Origin of the sequence: Leeuwenhoekiella marinoflava DSM 3653 (genome assembly GCF_900129005.1) — a bacterium.
Taxonomy (GTDB): Bacteria; Bacteroidota; Bacteroidia; order Flavobacteriales; family Flavobacteriaceae; genus Leeuwenhoekiella; species Leeuwenhoekiella marinoflava.
In genome coordinates, this window is record NZ_FQUN01000009.1 from 101,626 (window position 1) to 123,536 (window position 21,911).

General features: G+C 37.9%; 18 protein-coding genes. 9 read left to right on the plus strand and 9 right to left on the minus strand.

Translation table 11 applies throughout. The annotated features are described in order from the left end of the window. The first annotated feature begins 36 nt into the window (after window positions 1–36). From BUB91_RS09085 to BUB91_RS09100, 4 genes are read left to right on the plus strand one after another with little or no spacing between them, the layout of a single operon-like run. Window positions 37–660, plus strand: a complete 624-nt coding sequence (locus BUB91_RS09085) for a TetR/AcrR family transcriptional regulator (protein ID WP_073098925.1) — start codon at window positions 37–39, stop codon at window positions 658–660. Beyond that, window positions 650–1,978 (plus strand): TolC family protein, encoded by a 1,329-nt coding sequence (locus tag BUB91_RS09090; RefSeq protein ID WP_073098926.1) that lies wholly within the window; start codon window positions 650–652, stop codon window positions 1,976–1,978. Before BUB91_RS09085 ends, BUB91_RS09090 begins: the two co-directional genes overlap by 11 nt. A gap of 12 nt (window positions 1,979–1,990) precedes the next feature. Then, window positions 1,991–3,073 (plus strand): HlyD family secretion protein, encoded by a 1,083-nt coding sequence (locus BUB91_RS09095; RefSeq protein WP_073098927.1) that lies wholly within the window; start codon window positions 1,991–1,993, stop codon window positions 3,071–3,073. Window positions 3,074–3,079: 6 nt separating this feature from the next. Beyond that, window positions 3,080–4,666, plus strand: a complete 1,587-nt coding sequence (locus BUB91_RS09100; RefSeq protein WP_073098928.1) for a DHA2 family efflux MFS transporter permease subunit — start codon at window positions 3,080–3,082, stop codon at window positions 4,664–4,666. On the opposite strand, the gene BUB91_RS09105 is transcribed toward BUB91_RS09100, so the two are convergent. Further along, entirely contained in the window at window positions 4,663–5,841 is a 1,179-nt protein-coding gene (locus tag BUB91_RS09105; protein ID WP_073098929.1) for a GlmU family protein, read from the minus strand. The genes BUB91_RS09100 and BUB91_RS09105 overlap by 4 nt on opposite strands. A gap of 147 nt (window positions 5,842–5,988) precedes the next feature. Further along, complete coding sequence (gene rpsA, locus BUB91_RS09110) at window positions 5,989–7,872, minus strand: 30S ribosomal protein S1 (RefSeq protein WP_128759340.1); 1,884 nt, start codon at window positions 7,870–7,872, stop codon at window positions 5,989–5,991. 191 nt (window positions 7,873–8,063) lie between these two features. Between rpsA and BUB91_RS09115 the strand changes: the two genes are divergently transcribed. Then, window positions 8,064–8,900: an alpha/beta hydrolase gene (locus BUB91_RS09115; RefSeq protein WP_073098930.1), complete on the plus strand. Its 837-nt coding sequence runs from the start codon at window positions 8,064–8,066 to the stop codon at window positions 8,898–8,900. 59 nt (window positions 8,901–8,959) lie between these two features. Here the strand turns inward: BUB91_RS09115 and BUB91_RS09120 are convergent, their stop codons facing one another. The 5 genes from BUB91_RS09120 to lon all read right to left on the minus strand — a co-directional run bounded on the left by BUB91_RS09120 (window position 8,960) and on the right by lon (window position 16,340). Further along, window positions 8,960–10,390, minus strand: coding sequence for an NAD-dependent succinate-semialdehyde dehydrogenase (locus BUB91_RS09120; protein WP_073098931.1), 1,431 nt, complete (start codon window positions 10,388–10,390; stop codon window positions 8,960–8,962). A gap of 168 nt (window positions 10,391–10,558) precedes the next feature. Next, window positions 10,559–11,728 (minus strand): MFS transporter, encoded by a 1,170-nt coding sequence (locus tag BUB91_RS09125; protein ID WP_073098932.1) that lies wholly within the window; start codon window positions 11,726–11,728, stop codon window positions 10,559–10,561. 143 nt (window positions 11,729–11,871) lie between these two features. Next, complete coding sequence (cmk, locus tag BUB91_RS09130; protein ID WP_073098933.1) at window positions 11,872–12,567, minus strand: (d)CMP kinase; 696 nt, start codon at window positions 12,565–12,567, stop codon at window positions 11,872–11,874. A 45-nt stretch (window positions 12,568–12,612) separates the two neighbouring features. Further along, a complete protein-coding gene (porQ, locus tag BUB91_RS09135; protein ID WP_073098934.1) occupies window positions 12,613–13,632 on the minus strand; it encodes a type IX secretion system protein PorQ in 1,020 nt (339 codons plus the stop codon). Window positions 13,633–13,889: 257 nt separating this feature from the next. Further along, on the minus strand, window positions 13,890–16,340 hold the full coding sequence (lon, locus tag BUB91_RS09140) for an endopeptidase La (RefSeq protein WP_073098935.1): 2,451 nt from the start codon (window positions 16,338–16,340) through the stop codon (window positions 13,890–13,892). 226 nt (window positions 16,341–16,566) lie between these two features. Here lon and BUB91_RS09145 point away from each other — a divergent pair, with 226 nt between their 5' ends. The 4 genes from BUB91_RS09145 to BUB91_RS09160 are packed head-to-tail and all read left to right on the plus strand — an operon-like array spanning window position 16,567 to window position 19,523. Then, on the plus strand, window positions 16,567–17,127 hold the full coding sequence (locus tag BUB91_RS09145; RefSeq protein WP_073098936.1) for an RNA polymerase sigma factor: 561 nt from the start codon (window positions 16,567–16,569) through the stop codon (window positions 17,125–17,127). A gap of 7 nt (window positions 17,128–17,134) precedes the next feature. Continuing rightward, window positions 17,135–17,692, plus strand: a complete 558-nt coding sequence (locus BUB91_RS09150; protein ID WP_073098937.1) for a hypothetical protein — start codon at window positions 17,135–17,137, stop codon at window positions 17,690–17,692. Continuing rightward, the gene (locus tag BUB91_RS09155) at window positions 17,673–18,776 is read left to right on the plus strand and encodes a hypothetical protein (protein WP_073098938.1); all 1,104 of its coding nucleotides are present in this window, start codon (window positions 17,673–17,675) and stop codon (window positions 18,774–18,776) included. Before BUB91_RS09150 ends, BUB91_RS09155 begins: the two co-directional genes overlap by 20 nt. 18 nt (window positions 18,777–18,794) lie before the next feature. Further along, the gene (locus BUB91_RS09160) at window positions 18,795–19,523 is read left to right on the plus strand and encodes a head GIN domain-containing protein (protein WP_073098939.1); all 729 of its coding nucleotides are present in this window, start codon (window positions 18,795–18,797) and stop codon (window positions 19,521–19,523) included. A gap of 72 nt (window positions 19,524–19,595) precedes the next feature. Here the strand turns inward: BUB91_RS09160 and BUB91_RS09165 are convergent, their stop codons facing one another. Further along, window positions 19,596–20,930 carry an MFS transporter gene (locus BUB91_RS09165; RefSeq protein WP_073098940.1) on the minus strand — a complete coding sequence of 445 codons (1,335 nt, stop codon included), beginning with the start codon at window positions 20,928–20,930 and terminating at the stop codon, window positions 19,596–19,598. 81 nt (window positions 20,931–21,011) lie between these two features. Continuing rightward, window positions 21,012–21,824, minus strand: coding sequence for a M48 family metallopeptidase (locus BUB91_RS09170; protein ID WP_073098941.1), 813 nt, complete (start codon window positions 21,822–21,824; stop codon window positions 21,012–21,014). Window positions 21,825–21,911 lie beyond the last annotated feature (87 nt).

A 21,911-nucleotide genomic window follows, 5' to 3' on the forward strand; every position in this document is an offset into this window, starting at 1 on the left:
ACAAGTGTTTAAATTTGCACTTCTTTTTGAAACACTATGCAGTTAAACGAAAAACAATTACAAATTATAGCGGTAGCTGAAAAGTTATTTGCAGAAAATGGTTTTACAGGAACTTCAGTGCGGAATATCGCTAAAGAAGCAGGTATTAATGTCGCTATGATTTCCTACTATTTTGGGTCAAAAGAAAAACTACTCGAGAAAATGGTAGTATATCGTATGGCCAATTTCAAAATTGACCTAATCAGCGTTATAGATCAGGAAGATACTAGCTATATAGAACGCCTTGATCAACTTATTACTTTATTTGTTAATCGCATTCATGAGAATCAACGTATCTATAAAATAATTCATACCGAATTATCTAAAGACTCAGCTTGTTTAACTTTTGAACACTACATCGATCAGAAAAAAGAAAATTATAAAACTCTTGAATCTTTTGTTTTAAAAGGTCAAAAGGCTGGTGTTTTTAAAGAAAATGTAGAAATTCCGTTGATTATTCCAACACTTATAGGTGTTTATTTTCACTTCAATTATAATCAAGAATATTTCAATCAGCTCTACCTGATTAAAAATGCAAAACAAACTGATTCTTTTGTAAAAACCACACTTACTAAGCATATACAAACTACGCTTAAAGCTCTATTGACTTATGAAAACTAAATCTATATTGGCAGCTCTCCTTGTGCTGCTAAGTATAAAAATGGCGCAAGCTCAAGAATCTAAAAGCCTTTCGCTTGAAGAAGTTGTAAAGCTTGCACTCACCACTAGTGATGCTTCAAAAATAAATGGATCTCAAATTGATCTGGCTAAAAATGAACTCTCCATCACTAAAAATATGCAGTATCCAGACTTGAATATTTCAGGTCAATACCGGTATTTAACTAATGCAGATGTGAAACTTCAGATCCCGCTGAATTCTTCAGAAGGTAGTGAAGGCTCAGCAGATCAAAGCAGTTCTTCTCCTAATGTCAATGGCTTATTATTTGGTGCTGCAGATATTTCGATGCCTATATTTTCAGGGTTTAAGCTGAAGAATAGTGTTTCCGCTAGTGAAAACAAATTGCAAGCATCCATATTTAATGCTGCTAATGATCAGGAAAAACTCGCACTACAAGCTATACAAATATATCTGAATCTTTATAAAGCTAATGCTACAATTGATCTGGTTAAAGACAATCTTAAAAGCGCTGATCAACGCGTAAAAGATTTTACCAATATGGAAGAAAATGGGTTACTTGCCCGCAATGATCTATTAAAAGCCCAATTACAACAAGCCAATATAGAGTTATCACTGGCTAATGCTAAAAAAAATGCACAGATTCTAAATTATAATCTCAATGCATTATTGAAACTGCCTGAAGACACTACTATTAATACAGACGTAAGTGCCATCACCCCTATTGCTGCTACTTTACCCAATATCTCTCAGCGTAATGATCTTCAGGCTTTAAATTATCAGGAAGAGGCGTTACAAGACCAAATCAAGATTGCAAAAGGTGATTATTATCCTTCTTTAGCTCTGGTGGGCGGTTATGTTGCTCTAGACCTTAACAATGCGCTTACCGTAACGAATGCGATGAATATAGGTGTTGGTTTATCTTATAATGTTTCTTCTCTCTTTAAGACAAAAGCCAAAGTTAGACTAGCCGAAAATCAATTGGAAGAAATGAGCTATCGTATCGATCAAGCGACATCTCAAGCTAAAGTGAATGCTCAAAATGCTTTAGCCGAATACAATCTGGCTTTAGACACTTTTGAAGTTTATGAGGTTTCTGAAGAACAAGCTGTTGAAAACTACCGCATCGTTAAAGATAAATACGATAACGGTTTGTCTGATACAAATGATTTGCTTGAAGCAGATGTACAACAACTGCAAACTCGAATTAATCTTGCTTATGCGAAAGCAGATATTACTCAAAAATATTACGAATTATTAAGTGCTGAAGGCGTACTTACCAATCAATTTTCTCAAAATTAATCCCCTCAAAAAATGGAACAGAAGAAAAAAACCAATAAAAAGTTCATCATCATTATCTCCATTCTTGCGATAGTTGGTGTTGCTTACGGAGGTTATAAGTTTGTACACTCACTTTCTCACGAGGAGACAGACGATGCTCAGGTAGAAGCTAATATGAACTCTATCATTCCGCATGTGGGTGGATATATTGATAAAATTTATGTAGAAGATAATGATGTTGTTAAAGCTGGAGACACGCTTTTTACAATAGACCAGCGAGATTACCTCGTTCAGCTCGAGCAAGCAAAAGCCAACTTGGCCGCTGCACAAAGTCAGGTTTCAGTTGCAGAATCTTCTATAAGTTCTTCACAGGCGAATGCCAACGCTTCTTACGCACAGGTATCATCAACCTTCGGAAATATTGAATCTGCAAAAATTCAACTTAGAAGAGCTACAGATGACTATATCCGTTATAAAAATCTTTATGATAATAAGAGCATTACTACACAGCAATACGAGCAGGCTTTAGCTTCAAAACAAGAAGCTGCAGCGCGTCTTTCAGTTTTGGAAAATCAGCAAAAAGCGGTAAAAAGTCAGAGTCAGGCAGCTACTTCTCAAAGCAAAGTGACCGAGAAACAAGTAGCGGTTGCAGAAGCTAATGTTCAGAGTGCACAAACGCAAGTAGATGCAGCTCAGCTCAATCTTGATTATACAGTGGTAATCGCTCCTATTAGCGGCCAACTTTCTTCTGTAGAAATGCAAAAAGGACAGTTTGTACAACCGGGACAGGCATTATTCTATCTGGTAGACACCCAAAACAAATGGGTTGTTGCAAACTTTAAAGAAACGCAATTGAGCGATATGAAAGTAGGTCAAAAGGTGGGTATCGCTATTGATGCATTTCCTGATGCAGAATTTGAAGGTGTAATTAGCAACTTTTCACCCGCAACTGGTGCTCGTTTCTCCTTACTACCTCCTGATAATGCTACCGGAAACTTTGTAAAAACTGTTCAGCGTTTACCGGTGAAAATCAACTTTACAAATGCTAATGATGCGGAAAAACTGGCGCGCTTACGTGCCGGAATGAATGCCGAAATAGATGTTCATCTAAATTAAGAAATCATGGCCAAGGCTATTGAAGCAGAAGACAGTCTGGTTGAGTACGGTTTTAGACGCATAATTATTACGATTACCGCGATACTCTGTGCTTTACTGGAAATAGTAGATACAACCATTGTGAACGTTGCTTTAAACGATATGCGCGGTAGCTTGGGAGCAACCTTAACAGATGTTGCCTGGGTAATTACGGCGTATGCGATTGCAAACGTAATCATCATCCCGATGACGAGTTGGTTATCAAAACAATTCGGTAGACGTAATTACTTTGCTGTTTCTATTGTTGTTTTTACATTTTCGTCTTTTCTCTGCGGAAACGCCACTAATATCTGGGAACTCGTTGGTTTTAGATTTATTCAAGGTCTGGGTGGTGGAGCGCTTCTCGTAACCGCTCAAACTATTATCACTGAAAGTTATCCGGCAGCAAAACGCGGCATGGCACAAGCTATCTACGGGATGGGCGTTATTGTAGGACCTACTTTAGGCCCACCTCTGGGAGGATATTTAGTTGATCATTACTCGTGGCCTTATATTTTCTACATCAATATTCCAATTGGTATTATTGCTACGTTTCTTACTATTGTGTTTGTAAGAAGTCCTAAATACGGGGAAAAATTGAAAGCTAATCAGGTTGACTGGTGGGGAATTATCTTTTTAACAGCATTTATTGGTTCGCTACAATTTGTACTAGAACACGGACAACAAGACGACTGGTTTGAAGATCATATGATTGTTACGCTAAGTGTTGTTTCAATATTTGGTCTGGTTGCCTTTATTTGGAGGGAATTAGTTTATGAACATCCCATTGTAAACTTGAGAGTACTTCGCAATACCAATTTATGGACGGGCACCATAATGACCTTTATTCTAGGTTTTGGATTATATGGTTCAACTTTTGTAATTCCTATTTATACGCAATCTATTTTAGGTTGGACCGCTACAGATGCCGGACTTCTACTAATTCCAAGTTCTATAACTACCGGCTTGATGATGCCCATTATTGGCAAACTTTTAGAACGCGGTATTCCTGCAAAATATTTAGTTGCAGGTGGTTTTATAGGTTTCTTCCTCTATAGTTTATGGATGCACAACCTGCTTACACCAGACACTTCTTCAGAAGCCATGTTCTGGCCGCTTGTAGTACGCGGAATGGGATTAGGATTGCTTTTTGTACCCATAACGACCTTAGCATTATCAACTCTTAAAGGTTCTGAAATAGGCGAAGGTGCTGCATTTACCGGAATGATGCGACAGTTAGGTGGGTCTTTTGGTATTGCCATTATAACTACAATGATAAGTAGATTGAATCAACAACACCGCGTAGATCTGATACCGAATCTAAGCGCTGTAAATGCCCAGACTCAACAACAGCTTAAAGGTTTACAGCAACTGTTTATGGGAAAAGGATTTAGTTTTAATGAAGCTCTAGATCGCGCTTATCAGGTTTTAGAAGGAAAAATTATGCTTCAAAGCACTGTACTCACCTATATGGATGTATTCCTATACTTAGGAATTTTATTTTTGGTTTGTGTTCCTTTTGTTTTAATGCTGAAAAAAGGAGCCGGAAAAGTAGATACTTCTTCTGTTCACTAATATCTTCTGTACTTAGAAGTTTCCTCAAAAATATGTTCTAAGATCGCCGCTTCCTGCTCATCAAAAGGTATGTTGCGGCGCTCCATTACTAACTTTGCTGTTTGAAACGCTTTCACCGTTTTATAAGTAGTAAAACCGGCAGCGCCTCCCCAACTAAAAGATGGAATGAAATTCCGTGGAAATCCGGTTCCAAATATATTAACACTTACTCCAATCACAGTCCCGGTATTAAACATCGTATTGATACCGCATTTACTGTGATCCCCCATCATCAAACCACAAAACTGGAGTCCGGTTTTAGAAAAACCTTCAGTCTCATAATTCCATAGGCGTACTTCTTCATAGTTATTCTTTAAGTTACTGTTATTAGAGTCAGCACCTATGTTGCACCATTCTCCCAACACAGAATTTCCTAAATATCCATCGTGACCTTTATTAGAATAAGCCATCAATACCGAATTAGTAATCTCTCCTCCTACTTTACAATACGGACCAACGGTCGTCCCGGTGTAGATCTTAGCTCCCATTTTTACGGTAGCATGCTCGCACAATGCAAAAGGACCTCTTATTAGTGCGCCTTCCATTATTTCTGAATCTTTACCTATGTAAATAGGACCCTCTGAAGCATTAAGTGTACAAAAGTTAAGTTTCGCTCCTTCTTCAATAAATATATTCTCAGGATTGAGCGTTTGCACTGTAGCAGGAATTTGTGCTGACTTTCGATCTTCAGTTAACAAATCGTAATCTAACTGAATCGCCTGGTGGTTTTTGCTGAAAATATCCCAGGTATTCTCCACTTTAAATACTGCCTCTTCCGGAATTTCTAACTGCTCATACGCATCAAAATCTATTTCTTCCTGACTATCATCACTATAAAAAGCTACAATATCTTCACCATCAAAAATCGCCTGACTTTGTTGAAGATCAAATATCATTTCCACTAAGATTTCTGTAGGCAGATAAGCAGCATTAATCATCACATTTTCTTCAAACTCAACCATTGGATATTTATCAGATAAATAATCCTCAGTTATTGTTGAAGTTGTGTTGCCCAAATGTTTTTCCCACTTTTCACGAATAGTCAAAATACCGATTCTTAAATCTGCAACCGGCTTTGTATACGTAAAAGGTAATAGTTGATTGCGTACAGGACCGTCAAAAAGGATATAATTCATTATAGATGCGTTTTGATACGAGAGCGAAATTAAACATTTATATCTAGAGAATATCTACAGTAAAATTAAATCGCCTTAAGAATTAAACATAAAAAAAGCCCTTTAGCAAATGCTAAAGGGCTTTTCCATATTAGAAATGTTTAGGGCTTAGTTACCGCCGTTTTCCATTTTCTTTTTCAATGCTGCAAGAGCATCATTAGCGTCTCCTAAAGTAGGTGCGCTAGCTGCTGCAGAATCAGCTGCTTTCTTAGCTGCCTGCTTAACAATCTTAGCTTCCTCTTCTTTAAATAATGCAGTATGCGATGCAACTACACGTTTAAAGTCTTTATTAAACTCAATAATCTGGAACTCTGCTTCATCACCTTTTCCTAGTTTACTACCGTCTTCTTTCTCTAAGTGACGTCCTGGAATAAATGCCACGATGTCCTCGTTGAATTCTACAGTTGCTCCCTTATCTACAATCTCTCCGATTGTACCGGTGTGCTTAGTTCCTACTGCAAACTCAGCTTCATATTTATCCCAAGGATTGTCTTCAATCTGCTTGTGACCTAAGCTTAGTTTACGTCCTTCTACGTCAAGCTCAAGAACTACAACCTCTAGTTTATCACCAATGTTTGTAAATTCTGATGGATGCTTGATTTTCTTAGTCCAAGAAAGGTCTGAGATGTAGATAAGACCGTCAATACCTTCTTCTAATTCTACGAACACACCAAAGTTTGTGAAGTTACGTACAATACCAGTATGACGAGATCCTACAGGATATTTAGTAGTAATGTCTGTCCAAGGATCTTGCGATAATTGCTTGATACCAAGAGACATCTTACGGTCATCACGATCCATAGTAAGAATCTGAGCTTCAACTTCGTCACCAACGTTTACGAAATCCTGAGCGCTACGTAAGTGCGTAGACCAAGACATTTCACTAACGTGGATAAGACCTTCAACTCCTTCTTCTACTTCTACGAAAGCACCGTAATCTGCGATTACAACTACTTTACCTTTTACTTTATCGCCTACGCTTAAAGTTTCGCTAAGAGCATCCCATGGGTGCTTCTTAAGCTGCTTAAGACCAAGTTGGATACGTGTTTTATCCTCATCAAAGTCAAGAATAACTACGTTTAATTTCTGATCAAGATCAACGATCTCATTCGGGTGGTTGATACGAGACCAAGAAAGATCTGTAATGTGAACCAATCCATCTACGCCGCCAAGGTCAACGAATACTCCGTAAGAAGTAATGTTTTTAACGGTACCTTCAAGAACCTGACCTTTTTCAAGCTGCCCAATGATTTCTTTTTTCTGCTCTTCGATATCTGCTTCGATAAGCGCTTTATGAGAAACAACAACGTTTTTGAATTCCTGGTTGATTTTCACAACTTTAAATTCCATTGTTTTATTCACATAAGCATCGTAATCACGAATAGGCTTAACATCAATTTGAGAACCTGGTAAGAACGCTTCTATACCAAATACGTCAACGATCATACCACCTTTAGTACGTGCTTTTACAAAACCGGTAACAATCGTACCTTCTTCGTGAGCTTTATTTACACGCTCCCAAGCTTTGATTACACGAGCTTTACGGTGAGATAAGATTAATTGACCAGTTGCATCTTCACGCACATCAATTAATACCTCAACAGTATCACCTACTTTAAGATCTGGGTTATAACGAAACTCGTTAAGAGAAATTACACCTTCAGATTTTGCATTGATATCTATAATAGCATCACGATCTGTGATGTTGATTACGGTACCTTCTACAACTTCGTCATCAAGAGTATCAACAAAGTTTTCTGCTACAAGCTTTTCAAACTCATCTAACTTGTCATCATCGATTGGGTCAATACCTTCCTCGTAGTTGTGCCAGTTAAATTCTTCAAGAAATTTCTCAGGATTTGCTTGTGCAGCGCTTTCGTAACCTTTCGGCTCTTCTATTGCATCAGGAGTAGCAAGTTCTTCTGCTGCTGCAACGTTTGTTTTAAGCTCTACTGCTTCTGGAGCTTCCGGGTTTTTGTTTTCTTCAGCCATTGCTGATTAAAAATTTGTATTTTACGCTTTCGCGGAAGCTAAACAACACAAAACCATAAAAGAGGTTTAGAATATTTGTTTTCAACAGCTAAGAATAAATTCTTCTCTGCGCCTTTTGTGCTTCCTACTGTTGTCAAAAGGAGTGCAAAATTACATAAACTTTTTATATTTTCAATTCTAAAATAAAAAATATGCTAGAAGAAATTTCTTCGGAAACTTTTAAAGGGCAAACCACTCGCCATGAGCTCTTTGGAAAGCTGTGGAAAGTCCCTAATCAAAAAGCAGTTGTGTGCATCATTCACGGTTTTGGGGAGCACTTAGGCAGGTATGAGCACGTTGCTCAATTTTTCAACACAAAAAATATTAGTTGTTACGCTATAGATCTACCCGGTCACGGTAAATCAAGTGGTAAACGAGGAGTTGTGCGCTCTTTACAAGATTTTATTCTTGCAGTGGATTTTGTTTATGAAAAAACAGTTAATGAAAACCTCAATACACCTGTGTTTCTTTACGGTCACAGTATGGGAGGTGGCATTGTCTTAAGGTATCTTCTTCTTACCGCTTTACCTCCTAAAGGTGTTCTAGTTACTTCGCCATGGCTGAAACTTGTTAAAAATCCGGGAGCTCTAAAAATTATTCTAGGGAGAATGGCGCTAACTTTTGCGTTGAATCCTGTTCAAGAAACGAAATTAGATTCTAAAAACCTTTCTCGTGATTTAGAAGTTGGCAAAGCATATAAAAAAGATGAGTTGGTTCACAATAAAGCTTCTACCCAACTCTTTTTCGGGCTTAATGACAACGGCGTCTATCTGATGGATAAAACTTTTGACTTTAGAACCCCGGTTTTATTAGCACACGGGACTGCTGATGAAATCACAAAATACCAGAGCTCAAAAATATTAGCATCAAGACATCCTGATCAAATAGTCTTTAAATCTTGGGAAGGTTTGCGACACGAAACTCATAACGAACTCAACAAAGAAGAGGTTTTAACGTATTATGCCGATTGGATTTTGAGTAAAGTTTGAAACAAAAAAAATCCCCACTCATCACTGAGCGGGGATTTTTATAGTAATGAGATTTTGTTTTAGCTGCTAAGCTTCATAATTGCTTTCTCATTTACAAATTCTTTAATACCAAAGCCACCGTGTTCTCTTCCATAACCAGAAGCTTTCACTCCACCAAAAGGCATGTTAGGCTGAGCCAGACCAAAACTGTTTATAAATACCATACCGGTATCAAAGTGGTTTTTAGCCAATTCAAATGCTGCATCCTCATCTTTAGAGAAAATACCACCACCTAATCCAAAACGGCTGTCGTTTGCAATGCGCATCGCATCCTCATTATCCTTAGCTTTTATTAAAGAAGCAACCGGACCAAACAATTCATCATCATAAGCAGGTTGACCGGGTTCTACATTACCTAAAATTGTTGCAGGATAAAAATAACCATCACCTTTTGGCAACTCGCCTCCACATAAAATTTCCGCTCCGTTAGCAACACTCTCTTCCACTTGATCGTGTAATGTTTTTCTTAAATCTTTACGTGCCATTGGCCCCATATCTACAGAATCATCTTTAGGATCACCAAATTTTAATTCTTTCATTCCGGCGACAAACTTTTCTTTGAATTCGTCGTAAACTTTTTCGGTTACGACAAAGCGCTTTGCAGCTACACAGGTCTCACCATTATTATAGGTTCTTCCTTTAATACTCCACTCTACTGCTATATCTACATCGGCGTCATCTAACACTAAATACGCATCATTAGAACCGAGTTCTAAAACAGTTTTCTTTAAAGCTTTACCGGCTTTTTCTCCTACTACTTTTCCTGCTGCTCCACTTCCTGTTAAAGTAACTCCGCGTACCAAATCATTTTCTATGATATTATCAGATTGATCGTGCGAGATTCTTAGCACCGTAAAAATGTTTTCAGGCAAACCAGCATCTTTTAGGATTTTTTCAATCAACAGCGCTGATCCGGTAACGTTCTCTGCATGTTTCAGTAAAATACCATTACCTGCCATCAAGTTGGCTATCGTATAACGCATCACTTGATAGGTCGGGAAATTCCACGGTTGTATTCCGTAAATTACTCCTAGAGGTGAATATGTAATTAACCCTTTCCCTCCTTGTGGCAATGTGCGCTCTTCATCTTTTAACTCTTCAGGACCGTTTGTTGCCGTGTACTCACAAATTGCGACACACAAATCAACCTCCTGCTCTCCCTGACTGATGAGTTTCCCCATTTCTTCAGTCATTAATTTTACTAAGCGGTCTTTATGCTTGGTTAAGCTTTCGCCTATTTTCTTAATAAAATCTGCGCGCTTTTCCAACGAAAGAGTTTTCCACTTCAAAAAAGCTTCGTGAGTTGCTGTTACAGCATCACTCGCTTCTAGGTCAGTCATCATTTTATAACTGTTAAGCGGTTTACCGGTTGCTGGATTTATAGTTTGAATCGTATCGCTACTTGAAGCATTTTGCGTTGCATTGGGCTTATCTAAAATTTCTGTACTCATAATTTTTCTTTTAAATAGTTTTCGGTTTACCTGAATAAACAAGCTGCCGATAGTTTTTATTTAAAGTTAATGAGTAGACTCGCTTAAACAAGTGGTTTTAGTAAAGCCTTAAGCACATCTTATGGCTAATTTAGCATATGAAATTTATGAAAACGCAAAATCTGAAATTCACCTTCTATATCTCCAATAAAATAAAAACTGAAGCATGATAATCAATATCGAATATACTAAACCTAAAGTAGCAACCCCGTTCCATTGATAATGTTGCCAGGCATGAGCTCCAGTCACTGTTCCTAAAGCACCTCCTATAAAATAGATTACCATATAAATGGTATTTACCCGATTTCGGGCATCTGGATTCTGCTTGAAAATGATATTCTGATTGGTGACGTGTAAGCACTGCAATCCAAAATCAACAAAGAGAACACCTATTACCAAACCAATTATAGATGTCCCTGAAAATTGAAACACAATCCAGGAGATAATTAGAACACCAGTAAACAGATAGATCAAATTTCGCGAATTGTATTTATCATTTAGTCTACCAGAGAGTGTTGCTCCTAAAGCTCCTATCATTCCTAATACCCCAAATAGTCCGGCTGCACCACTACCATAACCAAAGTTGGCTTCCATCAGAAAAACAAGCGTCGTCCAGAATGCACTAAAACCTGCAAAACCTAGTGCTCCTCTTAATGCGGCAATACGCACATCGGGTTTGGTTCTGAAAAGTTTTAATAAAGAACGCATGAGTTCAGCATAGGTTCCTTTAAAATCTGTTGCTACATCAGGCAGTTTAAAATACAAGAGGGTGGCATAAATTACCATAATTCCGGCAGCGAGATAATACATAAAGCGCCAGCCATAATATTCACCTATCATTCCACTTAAAAAACGACTTCCTAAAATACCAATCAGCAAGCCACTCATGACAATACCTATGGCTTTACCTCGCTTTTCTTCCGTAGCTAATTGCGCAGCCATCGGCACAAACAATTGCGGTACCACAGAGGCAAAGCCAACACAAAAGCTTGAAATAGTCAACACTAATAAACTTGGAGCCATCGCGGTAACGATTAAAGCTACAATGATTGCTATAAAATCAATAAGAATGATTTTACGCCTTGAAAATTTATCTCCTAACGGAATAATAAAGAGTAAACCAAAAGCATAACCCAATTGTGTCGCAAGCGGAATATTACTCACCTGAGCTTCGGTTACGTTAAAAGTCTTTGCAATTAAATTGAGTAATGGCTGGTTGTAGTAGTTATTGGCGACAACGAGACCTGCTCCTGCTGCCATAAGATACAGCAAAGATTTATTGAGTTGAGTAGCTTTCATTTAAGTAATTAGGGGAATTTAGTAACCCACCTTGGAGCAAGCCTGTCTGTATCCGACAAAGGCAGCCCGCAAGGCATCAAAAGAATACAGCTTTATATTTCGTGGTAAGCCTCAGAGTATTTAAATCTTGATTATCAAGTAAATCAGCATCTGCCAAAGATGCGGTCTTTTGCCAACTGAAGCAGTATATGAAACTGATCTTCGATATTCGTATGGGTGTTATCTAAAAGTATCGCATCTTCTGCCTGAACAAGGGGTGAATCTTTGCGGCTAGAATCTAATTGATCCCGCTTTTGAACGTTCTCTAAAACGGCTTCATAACTTACATCATCACCTTTAGCTTTCAATTCTTCAAAACGTCTGCGGGCGCGCTCGTCTGCAGACGCAGTCATAAAAACCTTCAATTCTGCATCAGGAAAAACAACGGTACCTATATCTCGACCGTCCATCACAATACCTTTTTCTTTCCCCATCTCGTGCTGCTTTTTAACCATAAGCTTACGCACCTCGGGAATCGCAGCAACCTGACTCACAAAATTAGAGACTTCCAAGGTTCTAATCTCTTTTTCTACATTCTCTCCATTCAAATACACATCAGCAATCCCGGTCTTTTCATTCATTTGAAACTTTACTGATACCATAAATAGATGTCTAATAAGTGCTTCTTTGTCAAAATAACCTTCTTTTATAAAAATTTTACGCATTGCATAAAGCGTAACGGCCCGGTACATCGCGCCTGTATCTACATAAACGTAACCCAATTCTTTGGCTAACATTTTAGCAACTGTACTTTTTCCGGTAGAAGAATAGCCATCTATGGCAATGGTGATTTTTTTCAAAAGCTTAGTGTTGAATATTAAAAACTAACCGATTTAAATTTTGATCTATCGTAAATCAATATTCAAACCGAAGAAACCTGAGCTCGCAGCACTGTTGTATCTGGCGTAGCTGTAACTCAGGCGCAATTTATTAAACTTAATAGAGAAACCTGCACTGAGCCCGGCAAAACTACGTTGATCTATTATGCGTAATTCTTCCGCTCTGCGTACATTATAACCCAATCTGATAGTGAAGCCTTTATCTGGAAATAACTCTGTTGCAAAAATCATATGTCGCAAAGCTTCATCAAAAAAGTTTATATTTTCTGAAGTTGTACTGCCGCTTAAATCTGAAGTTTCCCGTGCGGGATTGGCAAAAGCTATATTCCAGTTTTGTAAATTCTCCAAGATGAAATGCCACCGAAGCGGAACGTGCTCCAGCTTTTGAGAAATTCCAAAATCTACCTCCAATGGAAGCCTCTCATAAGTGACATCATAAGCCGTAAATTGGGTACCTATATTGCGCACCACTCCCCCAATATTAAGATCTAAGTCGTCATTTACATATAAAAAACCGAGATCAACTGCACCACCCAGCGACGTATATTCTTCAAGTTTAGATGAAATCAATTTTGCATTTGCACCAATAAAAAAATCTGTCCGTGGAATGTTATAAGCATATCCCACCGAAAAAGCCACTTCCCCCCCACTAAAGTCTGAAGTTGCATTACCTCGCTCATCAAAACCTTGAAAAGTTCCATAATTTACATAGGTAACTCCGGCGTGAATCACTTGAATACGCCGGTCGTATTCATAAGCATAGCTTACCGTACCATAATTTACATCTGCTAAGTAATTGACGTAATTTAAAGAGAGTTGGTTATCCATATTCAGATTAATAGACGCCGGATTGAACAAACCTGAAGCAGGATCATAACTTTGATCGGTAAGCACTTTACCGCCTAGCGCAGCTTGCTTAGGAGAAGAAACCAAGTTTAAAAACTGGTACGTTGCACGACCGCCTAACTGCCCAAAAGCAGTAAGACTCAAATGTAAAACAAGAAGCAGCAATAGCTTTTTTACCATAAGTTCTTTTGCAACAACACTATTCTATAGAATTACAAATTTTATCGATAGCCGAATTTAGATACATCACAAGTGCACTCAAAGATAATTTACTTTATTTCGTCTCCACAAAAAACCCGCTTCGATTAGAAAGCGGGTTTTGAATTATAAATTTTTATTGGCACCGCCAAAGGGTTTAATACCTTAAGTCTTGCCTCTAAATTGAAAATTTGTTTCTAACGAATACCTCGTGGGTTTGCCCCGAGGTAGTTTACTTACTAAAGTTCTTTAGCTCGTTTGACTTTCTGATTGGTTAAAGCCAACTCCAGTACCTCACTCATATCGTGGACATAGTGAAACGTCAAGCCTTTCAGGTAGTCATCTTTTATCTCTTTAATATCGCGCTCATTTTCTGCACACATAATAATCTCTTTAATGTGTGCGCGTTTTGCCGCAAGAATCTTCTCTTTAATCCCTCCTACCGGAAGTACTTTTCCACGAAGTGTGATCTCACCGGTCATCGCAATATTTTTCTTCACTTTACGCTGCGTAAATAACGAAACCAAAGAAGTTAACATCGTGATACCCGCACTAGGACCATCTTTTGGAGTTGCTCCTTCTGGCACGTGAATATGCACATTGTATTTCTCAAATACCGCCGGGTCTAATTTCAGTTCCTCGGCATTAGATTTAATGTATTCCATTGCGAGGGTTGCGCTCTCTTTCATCACTTTCCCTAAGTTACCGGTAACCGCAAGGTTTCCTTTTCCTTTAGAGAGTATCGATTCTATAAAAAGAATATCCCCACCTACCTGCGTCCAGGCGAGACCTGTAACCACGCCGGCGACTTCGTTATTCTCATATTTATTACGCTCTAGCTTTGGAGACCCCAGAACATCTATAACAGTTGCATTATCAATTTTCACATTGTACTCCTCTTCCATCGCGATGTTTTTAGCAGCATAACGCACCATTTTCGCGATTTGTTTTTCTAATCCACGTACACCAGATTCACGCGTATACCCTTCAACTATTTTCTCTAATTGTGGTTTAGCAATTTTAAGTTGGTCGACAGTAACACCGTGTTCTTTTAATTGCTTCGGAAGCAAATGACGTTTACCAATCTCCACTTTTTCTTCAATGGTATAACCTGTTACATTGATAATTTCCATACGGTCACGCAATGCAGGCTGAATGTTTCCTAGATTGTTTGCAGTAGCAATAAACATAACTTTAGAAAGGTCAAAACCTAATTCTAAGAAGTTATCGTGAAAATCTGCATTTTGCTCAGGATCTAAAACCTCAAGCAAAGCAGAAGAAGGATCCCCCTGATTGCTGTTGCTCAGTTTATCAATCTCGTCCAACACAAAAACAGGATTACTTGTACCTGCTTTTTTCAGACTCTGAAGAATTCTACCCGGCATCGCTCCAATATAGGTTTTACGGTGACCGCGTATCTCAGCTTCGTCACGTAAACCACCTAAACTCATACGTACATATTCACGTCCTAACGCCTCAGCAACAGATTTACCCAAAGATGTTTTACCAACTCCCGGAGGTCCATAAAGGCACAAAATAGGTGACTTCATGTCGTTACGCAGTTTTAAAACTGCTAGATATTCTATGATACGTTTTTTAACATCATCAAGACCATAATGATCCCGATCTAAGATTTTCTTAGCACGTTTCAGATCAAATTTATCCTTACTGAATTTATTCCACGGAAGGTCTAAAAACAGATCTAAGTAATTTCGCTGAATGCTGTATTCTGCAACCTGTGGGTTCATGCGTTGCATTTTAGCAAGTTCTTTTTTGAACTGCTTACCTACTTTCTCATCCCACTTTTTCTTTTTAGCACGCTGACGCATTTCGTCTATCTCATCTTCCTGAGAAACACCACCCAATTCTTCCTGAATGGTTTTCATCTGTTGATGCAAGAAATACTCGCGTTGCTGCTGACTCATATCGTTATGCACCCGGCTCTGAATATCATTTTTCAGTTCGAGTTTTTGCATTTCGGTATTCATATGACGCAAGGTCTGCAAAGCACGTTCCTGCAAATCATTGATCTCTAAAAGCCCTTGTTTTTCTAAAACCGTGAGATTCATATTAGAACTCACAAAGTTGATCAAAAACGATTCGCTTTCAATATTCTTAATAGCAAAACCTGCCTCACTTGGAATGTTTGGGGATTGCTTGATAATTTGTAAAGCTTGTTCTTTTATAGACTCTATAATCGCTTTAAATTCCGCAGAATCTTTCTCTGGACGTATTTCTGGAACTTCGCGTACTGTTGCAACCAAATACGGTTTTTCGGTAATAACCTCAGCAACATTAAAGCGTTTTTTTCCTTGAATGATAACAGTAACATTTCCGTCAGGCATTTTTAAAACCCGCAAAATACGAGCGACCACACCGGTTGTGTTGATATCATCAGCAGAAGGATTTTCTACAGTCTCATCTTTTTGAGAAACAACACCTATAATTTTTGAACCCTTATTTGCTTCGTTTATTAAGTCTATAGACATATCACGACCAGCAGTAATTGGGATTACCACACCCGGAAATAAAACAGTATTTCTTAACGGTAAAATAGGTAAAGTTTCTGGTAATTCTTCACGATTTATCTCATCTTCATCTTCAGGAGTCATCAACGGAATTAATTCAGCATCTCCTTCAAAGTCCTGCAATGACAGATTGTCAAGATTTGTAAATTTTGTTCTAGCCATATTATTTAACGCCACATTGTCATAATTTTTAAGTATTCAGAACAATGCGATCTTTTTTATTTGGTTTAACCCCTTTATTAATGGGCTGTTGAGCCGCTTGAGGTATTTTATGTCGAATATAATTCAATTGTTATGCCACCTTAGTTTTTTTAAAGATTTGAAAAAAAATCCTTCCAACTGTAACAAAGCGTTTTGAACTGTATCTTTATACTGAAGCTTTAACCTATTGAATACTACTAACCATCATATTGACTTGCTTTTAGAGCAATGTAAAGTCGGAAATCAGCAAGCACAACTTGTGGTTTATAAGCGTTATTACAAAGCCATGTACAATACTTCGCTACGTATTGTAAAAGATAACACTGAGGCCGAAGATGTGATGCAAGAATCCTTTCTAAGTGCTTTTACAAAGCTTGACAGTTACAGCGGTGAAGCCACTTTTGGTAGTTGGCTCAAGCGCATTGTGGTAAACAATAGCATAAGCAGTTACAATAAACGCTTACGCCGTAAAGAGGATGATCTTGAAGATTCGCTATACAGATTAGAAGATGAAGATCAAGGTATTACAGCATGCGATACTGATAATCTTGAAATTCAGCGTGTATTACAAACTATGAATCACCTCAAAGAAAATTACAGAGTCGCTCTAACCTTGAACTTAATCGAAGGTTATGATTATGAGGAAATGAGTGAAATACTGGGAATAAGTTATGCCAATTGTAGAACGACTGTTTCCCGAGCGAAAGAAAGTTTAAGAAAAAAATTAAGTGATCTAATCACAGAATAAAAGTATTATGAAAACGAATTTAGAAAGCTGGTTTGAAAAAAAGCGCGACTGTTTTGACATTGCTGAGCCTGGTGATGGTCACGAACTGCGCTTCTTAGACAAACTTAAAGAACATAAAAAAGAGGAAAAAGTTGTTACCGCTCGTAGTTTAAACTGGTGGAAACCTCTGGTAGCCGCTGCAGCAATTGTGTTGATTGTATTTGCCGGTTATGCAACCGTAAAACCTAAAATTTCAAATGCAGGTCTTGCAGCTGTTTCACCAGAAATGGCTAAAACACAAGACTTCTTTACAAAAGCAATTGAAGAAGAGCTTTACAATATCAACGAAGCACGTACTCCACAAACCCAACAAATGGTTGAAGATGCGCTTGTACAACTTGAAATTCTGGAAAAGGATTACAATAAGCTTACCCATGATTTGGCGACCAGTGGTGAGGATAGACGCGTAATTTATGCTATGATCGCCAATTTTCAGGCACGTATAGATTTACTCAACACTGTTCTAGAAGAAATAGAATCAATCAAAAAAATTAAAACAAACGATTATGAAGACCAATTACTATAAAACCCTAGTTCTTTTCTTGGTAACCAGCGCGGTGACCTTCGCTAACGGCAATGATCCTGATCGTTTTAAAGGTCGATATACTAAAGAAAAGAAGATCACAAAAGAATACAAGGTTAATGCAAATGCATTGCTTAAAATCAATAACAGCTACGGAAATGTTGATGTTGTTTCTTGGGATCAGAATAAAATTGTCATTGAAGTTCTCGTAAAAACTAACGGTAACGACGAAGAAAAAGTGACCAAAAAACTTAATGAGATTGAAGTTAAATTTGATGCTAGCGCAGATATGGTTTCTGCCCGCACAGAGATTGAAGAAGGTAAAAGCTCGTGGTGGAGCAGCTGGACTTCAGGAAACAATAATGTGAATATGGAAATCAACTATAAGATTAAAGTACCTATTACAAATAAGGTTGACCTGAGTAATGATTACGGTGGAATTTCAATTGACAAAATTAAAGGGGTTGCTAAAATCTCTTGTGATTACGGCCATCTGGATATAGGCGAACTATTAGCAGCTAATAACTTACTGAGCTTTGATTACACCAACAACTCGAATATTGCTTATATGAAAAGTGGAAAAATAAGCGCTGATTATAGCTCTTTCACTCTTGAAAAAGCAGAAAATGTTGTCCTCAATGCAGATTATACCAAGTCTAATTTCGGTACAATCAAGAACCTAAAATATAGTTGTGATTATGGCGGAATATCACTAGATGCCGTTAATAACATCGAAGGCAGCTCTGATTATCTGAGTGTAAAACTGGGCAAAGTGAACGGTAATCTTGATCTTAATATGGATTATGGCTCGCTACGTATTGATGAGCTTACCGCAAATGCAGGTAATATACGTATCAACACCGAATATGCCGGAATTAAAGTTGGTTATAATACGGGTTATAACTTCAATTTTATAATCAAGCTTGATTACGCTAGTCTTAAAGGTGAAGAGGAGTTTGAGATCACAAAGCGTCAAATTGAATCTTCAGATAAATATTATGAAGGTTACTACGGCAGTGCTTCAGCAAAAAATAACTTAAGCATCAATTCTGAATATGGTGGCGTGAGTTTTTATAAAGTCAATTAATCGAAAATCAATCAAAAAATGAAAAAGTTAGTATTAATCTTAGCTATCGCCTTTCTTTCAGGTTCTGCAAATGCGCAGTGGTGGGGTGGAAAAAAAATTGAAGGTAACGGAAATTTAACCACCAATGATCGTAATGTAGGTGATTATGATGAAATAGGTGTAGCTGGTTCTTTTACGGTAATTCTTATTGCCGGAGAAGAAGGCAAAATAAGTGTTGAAGCAGAAGAGAACCTTCAGGAATATATTATTACAGAAGTAAAAGGCAATAAGCTAAAGATCTATACTGAGGATGGCGTTAGCTTGAGAACCAGTAGAAACAAAGACATCACAGTTACTGTTCCTTTTAAAGATATTGAAAAAGTGAGTATGTCAGGTTCTGGCGATGTAATAGGTAAAGATCTTATTAATGCACAGCAGTTTTCTTGCGCTATAGCAGGAAGTGGCGATATGATCTTAGAAGTAAACGCTCAGGATGTTAGCGCATCAGTTGCGGGTTCTGGTGATCTTTCTATAAGCGGTAGTACTCAAAAAACACATTTAAAAGTTGCAGGAAGCGGTGATCTTGAAGCGTCTAGATTAAGCAGCATTGATGCCGAAGCAAGCATTGCAGGTAGCGGTGATATCAGCCTCAATTGTAATACCGGAACACTTAAAGCATCAGTAGCCGGTTCTGGAGATATAGTTTACAGCGGTAAGCCCGGTAAAGTAGATTCTAAAGTTGTAGGCTCTGGTCGTGTCAGAAATTAAAACTCACTCGATTGTAGAGTAAATTCATCAATCAAATCCGGAAAAAGGCTGTTTATTAAGACAGCCTTTTTCTTATTCTGCTTGTTCTGTAATACGCTTACGAGGAACAAATAATAACAAGATCACTCCAGCAATAAAGAATACGATGAAGAACAGAATTGCATATCTAATGCTTCCGGTTAACTGAGCCACATAACCGTAACTCAACATCCCGATTACAATTCCTATTTTTTCTGAAACGTCATAAAAACTGAAATAAGAAGCCGTGTCCTTCTCCCCTTCCGGAATTAATTTGGAATACGTAGAGCGCGATAAAGACTGAATTCCTCCCATGACAAGCCCTACAAATGCAGCTGTAAAATAAAACTGAAACGGACTCGTAATCGTATAAGCATATATACAAATCGCAATCCAGATACAGTTAATCACTATAAGCGTTTGAATGTTTCCATACTTAGCCGAAGCTTTTGAGGTTAACCACGCTCCTAAAACAGCAACCAATTGAATAAGCAGAATACTAACGATAAGTCCGGTTGTGCTATCTGTAGTTCCCCAGTCTAGTTCTTCAATACCAAAATAAGTAGCTACCAGCATTATAGTTTGTACCGCCATACTGTACACAAAAAAGGCCGTGAGATAGGTACGCATCGGTTTATCTTCTTTTAGCTTTTTCCAAATTTTGCGCAGTTCTTTAAAACCATTAAACATTACATTTTTGGTAAGCTTTTCTTTTTTGTTTCCTTTAGGCAAGTAGTAATAGGTGTACTGGCTGAAGCCTATCCACCACAAACCGGTTAATACAAAAGATAATCGTGTGGGTAAACCTTCATCTTCAAAACCAAAAGTTTCATACATCAAGATCATTGCAAGGCAAACAATTAGCAAGATTACACTTCCTATATATCCTAAAGAATATCCCTTTGCACTTATTTCATCTTGCTGATCAGGAAATGCAATATCCGGTAAATAGGAGTTGTAAAAAACCAAACTGGCCCAGAAACCAATCAATGCCAGAAAATAGCACAAGAGTCCGAACCAAAGAAATTCCATATCAAACCAGAATAAACCGATGCAAGAAACCGCTCCTAAATAGCAGAAAAACTTCATAAAAGTTTTCTTGTTCCCGACATAATCGGCGATTCCACTTAAAAACGGACTTAAGAAAGATACTACTAAAAAAGCTGCTGCGGTCACATAACTAATAAGTGTATCATTATTAAAGTCAATACCTAAGAAGTTAACCGTATCATTTAAAATTTTTCCGTTTTCGTCTTTCACAAGCGTTAGTGCTCCGTAAAAAATAGGAAATACCGCTGATGCAATTACCAGACTATAAACCGAATTTGCCCAATCATAAAAGGCCCAGGCATTCAATAATTTTTTACTTCCTTTAGGTAAAGCTTCCATAGAAAAAATAGCTAGTTGAATAGGCTAAAATAAGAAAGCCGCTCCAATAGAGCGGCTTTTACTTTTTATTTTTGTGTTATCCTATTTAAAAGAAGTAACTCCGAATTTTTTAGCTTCAGCAACTGCACGCGGTGCAATCTGAGTCAATGCTTGTATACGTGTATCTGGAGATGGATGTGTACTTAAAATCTCTGAAGTACCTGAACCTCCCTGAGCCTTCATTCTCTCCCAAAGTTTTGGAGCTTCATAAGGATCATATCCGGCAATCGCAGCTATAATAGTACCTATCTCATCAGCTTGACTTTCATGACTTCTACTGAAAGGCAAAATAGCTCCTACTGTACTTGCAGTACCATAATATTGATTAAATAGTTGTCCTGCTTTAGAATCTCCAAGTGCAATACCTCCGGCTGCTCCAACAATAGCCTGACCTTGCTGAGCAGTCATACGCTGCGCGCCATGGTTTGCTAAGGCATGAGCCAACTCGTGACCTAAGATCATTGCAAGACCTGTCTCATCTTTAGCTATTGGCAAAATTCCTGTGTATACTACGATTTTACCTCCGGGCATACAAAAAGCGTTTACAGCTTGATCTTGTACAAGACTGTATTCCCAGCGATAATCATCAAGATAATTAGGATATCCCAGAGCAGTCATGTAACGCTCTGCAGCTTTAGCAATATTATTTCCTACGCGTTGAACCATTGCGGCTTCAGATGTTCCTCTTACAACAGTATTTTCAGACAAAAACTGATTATACTGCTGAAATGCCATTGGGAAAATCTTATCATTACTATAGGCATTAAATGTTTGTTTACCAGTAAATGGGCTGGTCTTACAACTCATTACCAGCACTATAGTCATAACAGCAACAAGTATTTGTTTTAATTTCATTTTAGTTTTTTAAAGATTAGCAGGTTGAAATTACAAATTATAACCTGTTGCATTTTAACATTTAGCTAAATTTTAGTAATGTGTGTG

Coding starts and splice junctions, on each gene's coding strand:
- porQ (WP_073098934.1), bottom strand. CDS start 13,632: ATGGTAAAAAAGCTATTGCTGCTTCTTGTTTTACATTTGAGTCTTACT.
- BUB91_RS09100 (WP_073098928.1), top strand. CDS start 3,080: ATGGCCAAGGCTATTGAAGCAGAAGACAGTCTGGTTGAGTACGGTTTT.
- BUB91_RS09120 (WP_073098931.1), bottom strand. CDS start 10,390: ATGAGTACAGAAATTTTAGATAAGCCCAATGCAACGCAAAATGCTTCA.
- lon (WP_073098935.1), bottom strand. CDS start 16,340: ATGGCTAGAACAAAATTTACAAATCTTGACAATCTGTCATTGCAGGAC.
- BUB91_RS09125 (WP_073098932.1), bottom strand. CDS start 11,728: ATGAAAGCTACTCAACTCAATAAATCTTTGCTGTATCTTATGGCAGCA.
- BUB91_RS09115 (WP_073098930.1), top strand. CDS start 8,064: ATGCTAGAAGAAATTTCTTCGGAAACTTTTAAAGGGCAAACCACTCGC.
- BUB91_RS09105 (WP_073098929.1), bottom strand. CDS start 5,841: ATGAATTATATCCTTTTTGACGGTCCTGTACGCAATCAACTATTACCT.
- BUB91_RS09150 (WP_073098937.1), top strand. CDS start 17,135: ATGAAAACGAATTTAGAAAGCTGGTTTGAAAAAAAGCGCGACTGTTTT.
- BUB91_RS09155 (WP_073098938.1), top strand. CDS start 17,673: ATGAAGACCAATTACTATAAAACCCTAGTTCTTTTCTTGGTAACCAGC.
- BUB91_RS09085 (WP_073098925.1), top strand. CDS start 37: ATGCAGTTAAACGAAAAACAATTACAAATTATAGCGGTAGCTGAAAAG.
- BUB91_RS09095 (WP_073098927.1), top strand. CDS start 1,991: ATGGAACAGAAGAAAAAAACCAATAAAAAGTTCATCATCATTATCTCC.
- BUB91_RS09165 (WP_073098940.1), bottom strand. CDS start 20,930: ATGGAAGCTTTACCTAAAGGAAGTAAAAAATTATTGAATGCCTGGGCC.
- BUB91_RS09170 (WP_073098941.1), bottom strand. CDS start 21,824: ATGAAATTAAAACAAATACTTGTTGCTGTTATGACTATAGTGCTGGTA.
- BUB91_RS09160 (WP_073098939.1), top strand. CDS start 18,795: ATGAAAAAGTTAGTATTAATCTTAGCTATCGCCTTTCTTTCAGGTTCT.
- BUB91_RS09090 (WP_073098926.1), top strand. CDS start 650: ATGAAAACTAAATCTATATTGGCAGCTCTCCTTGTGCTGCTAAGTATA.
- rpsA (WP_128759340.1), bottom strand. CDS start 7,872: ATGGCTGAAGAAAACAAAAACCCGGAAGCTCCAGAAGCAGTAGAGCTT.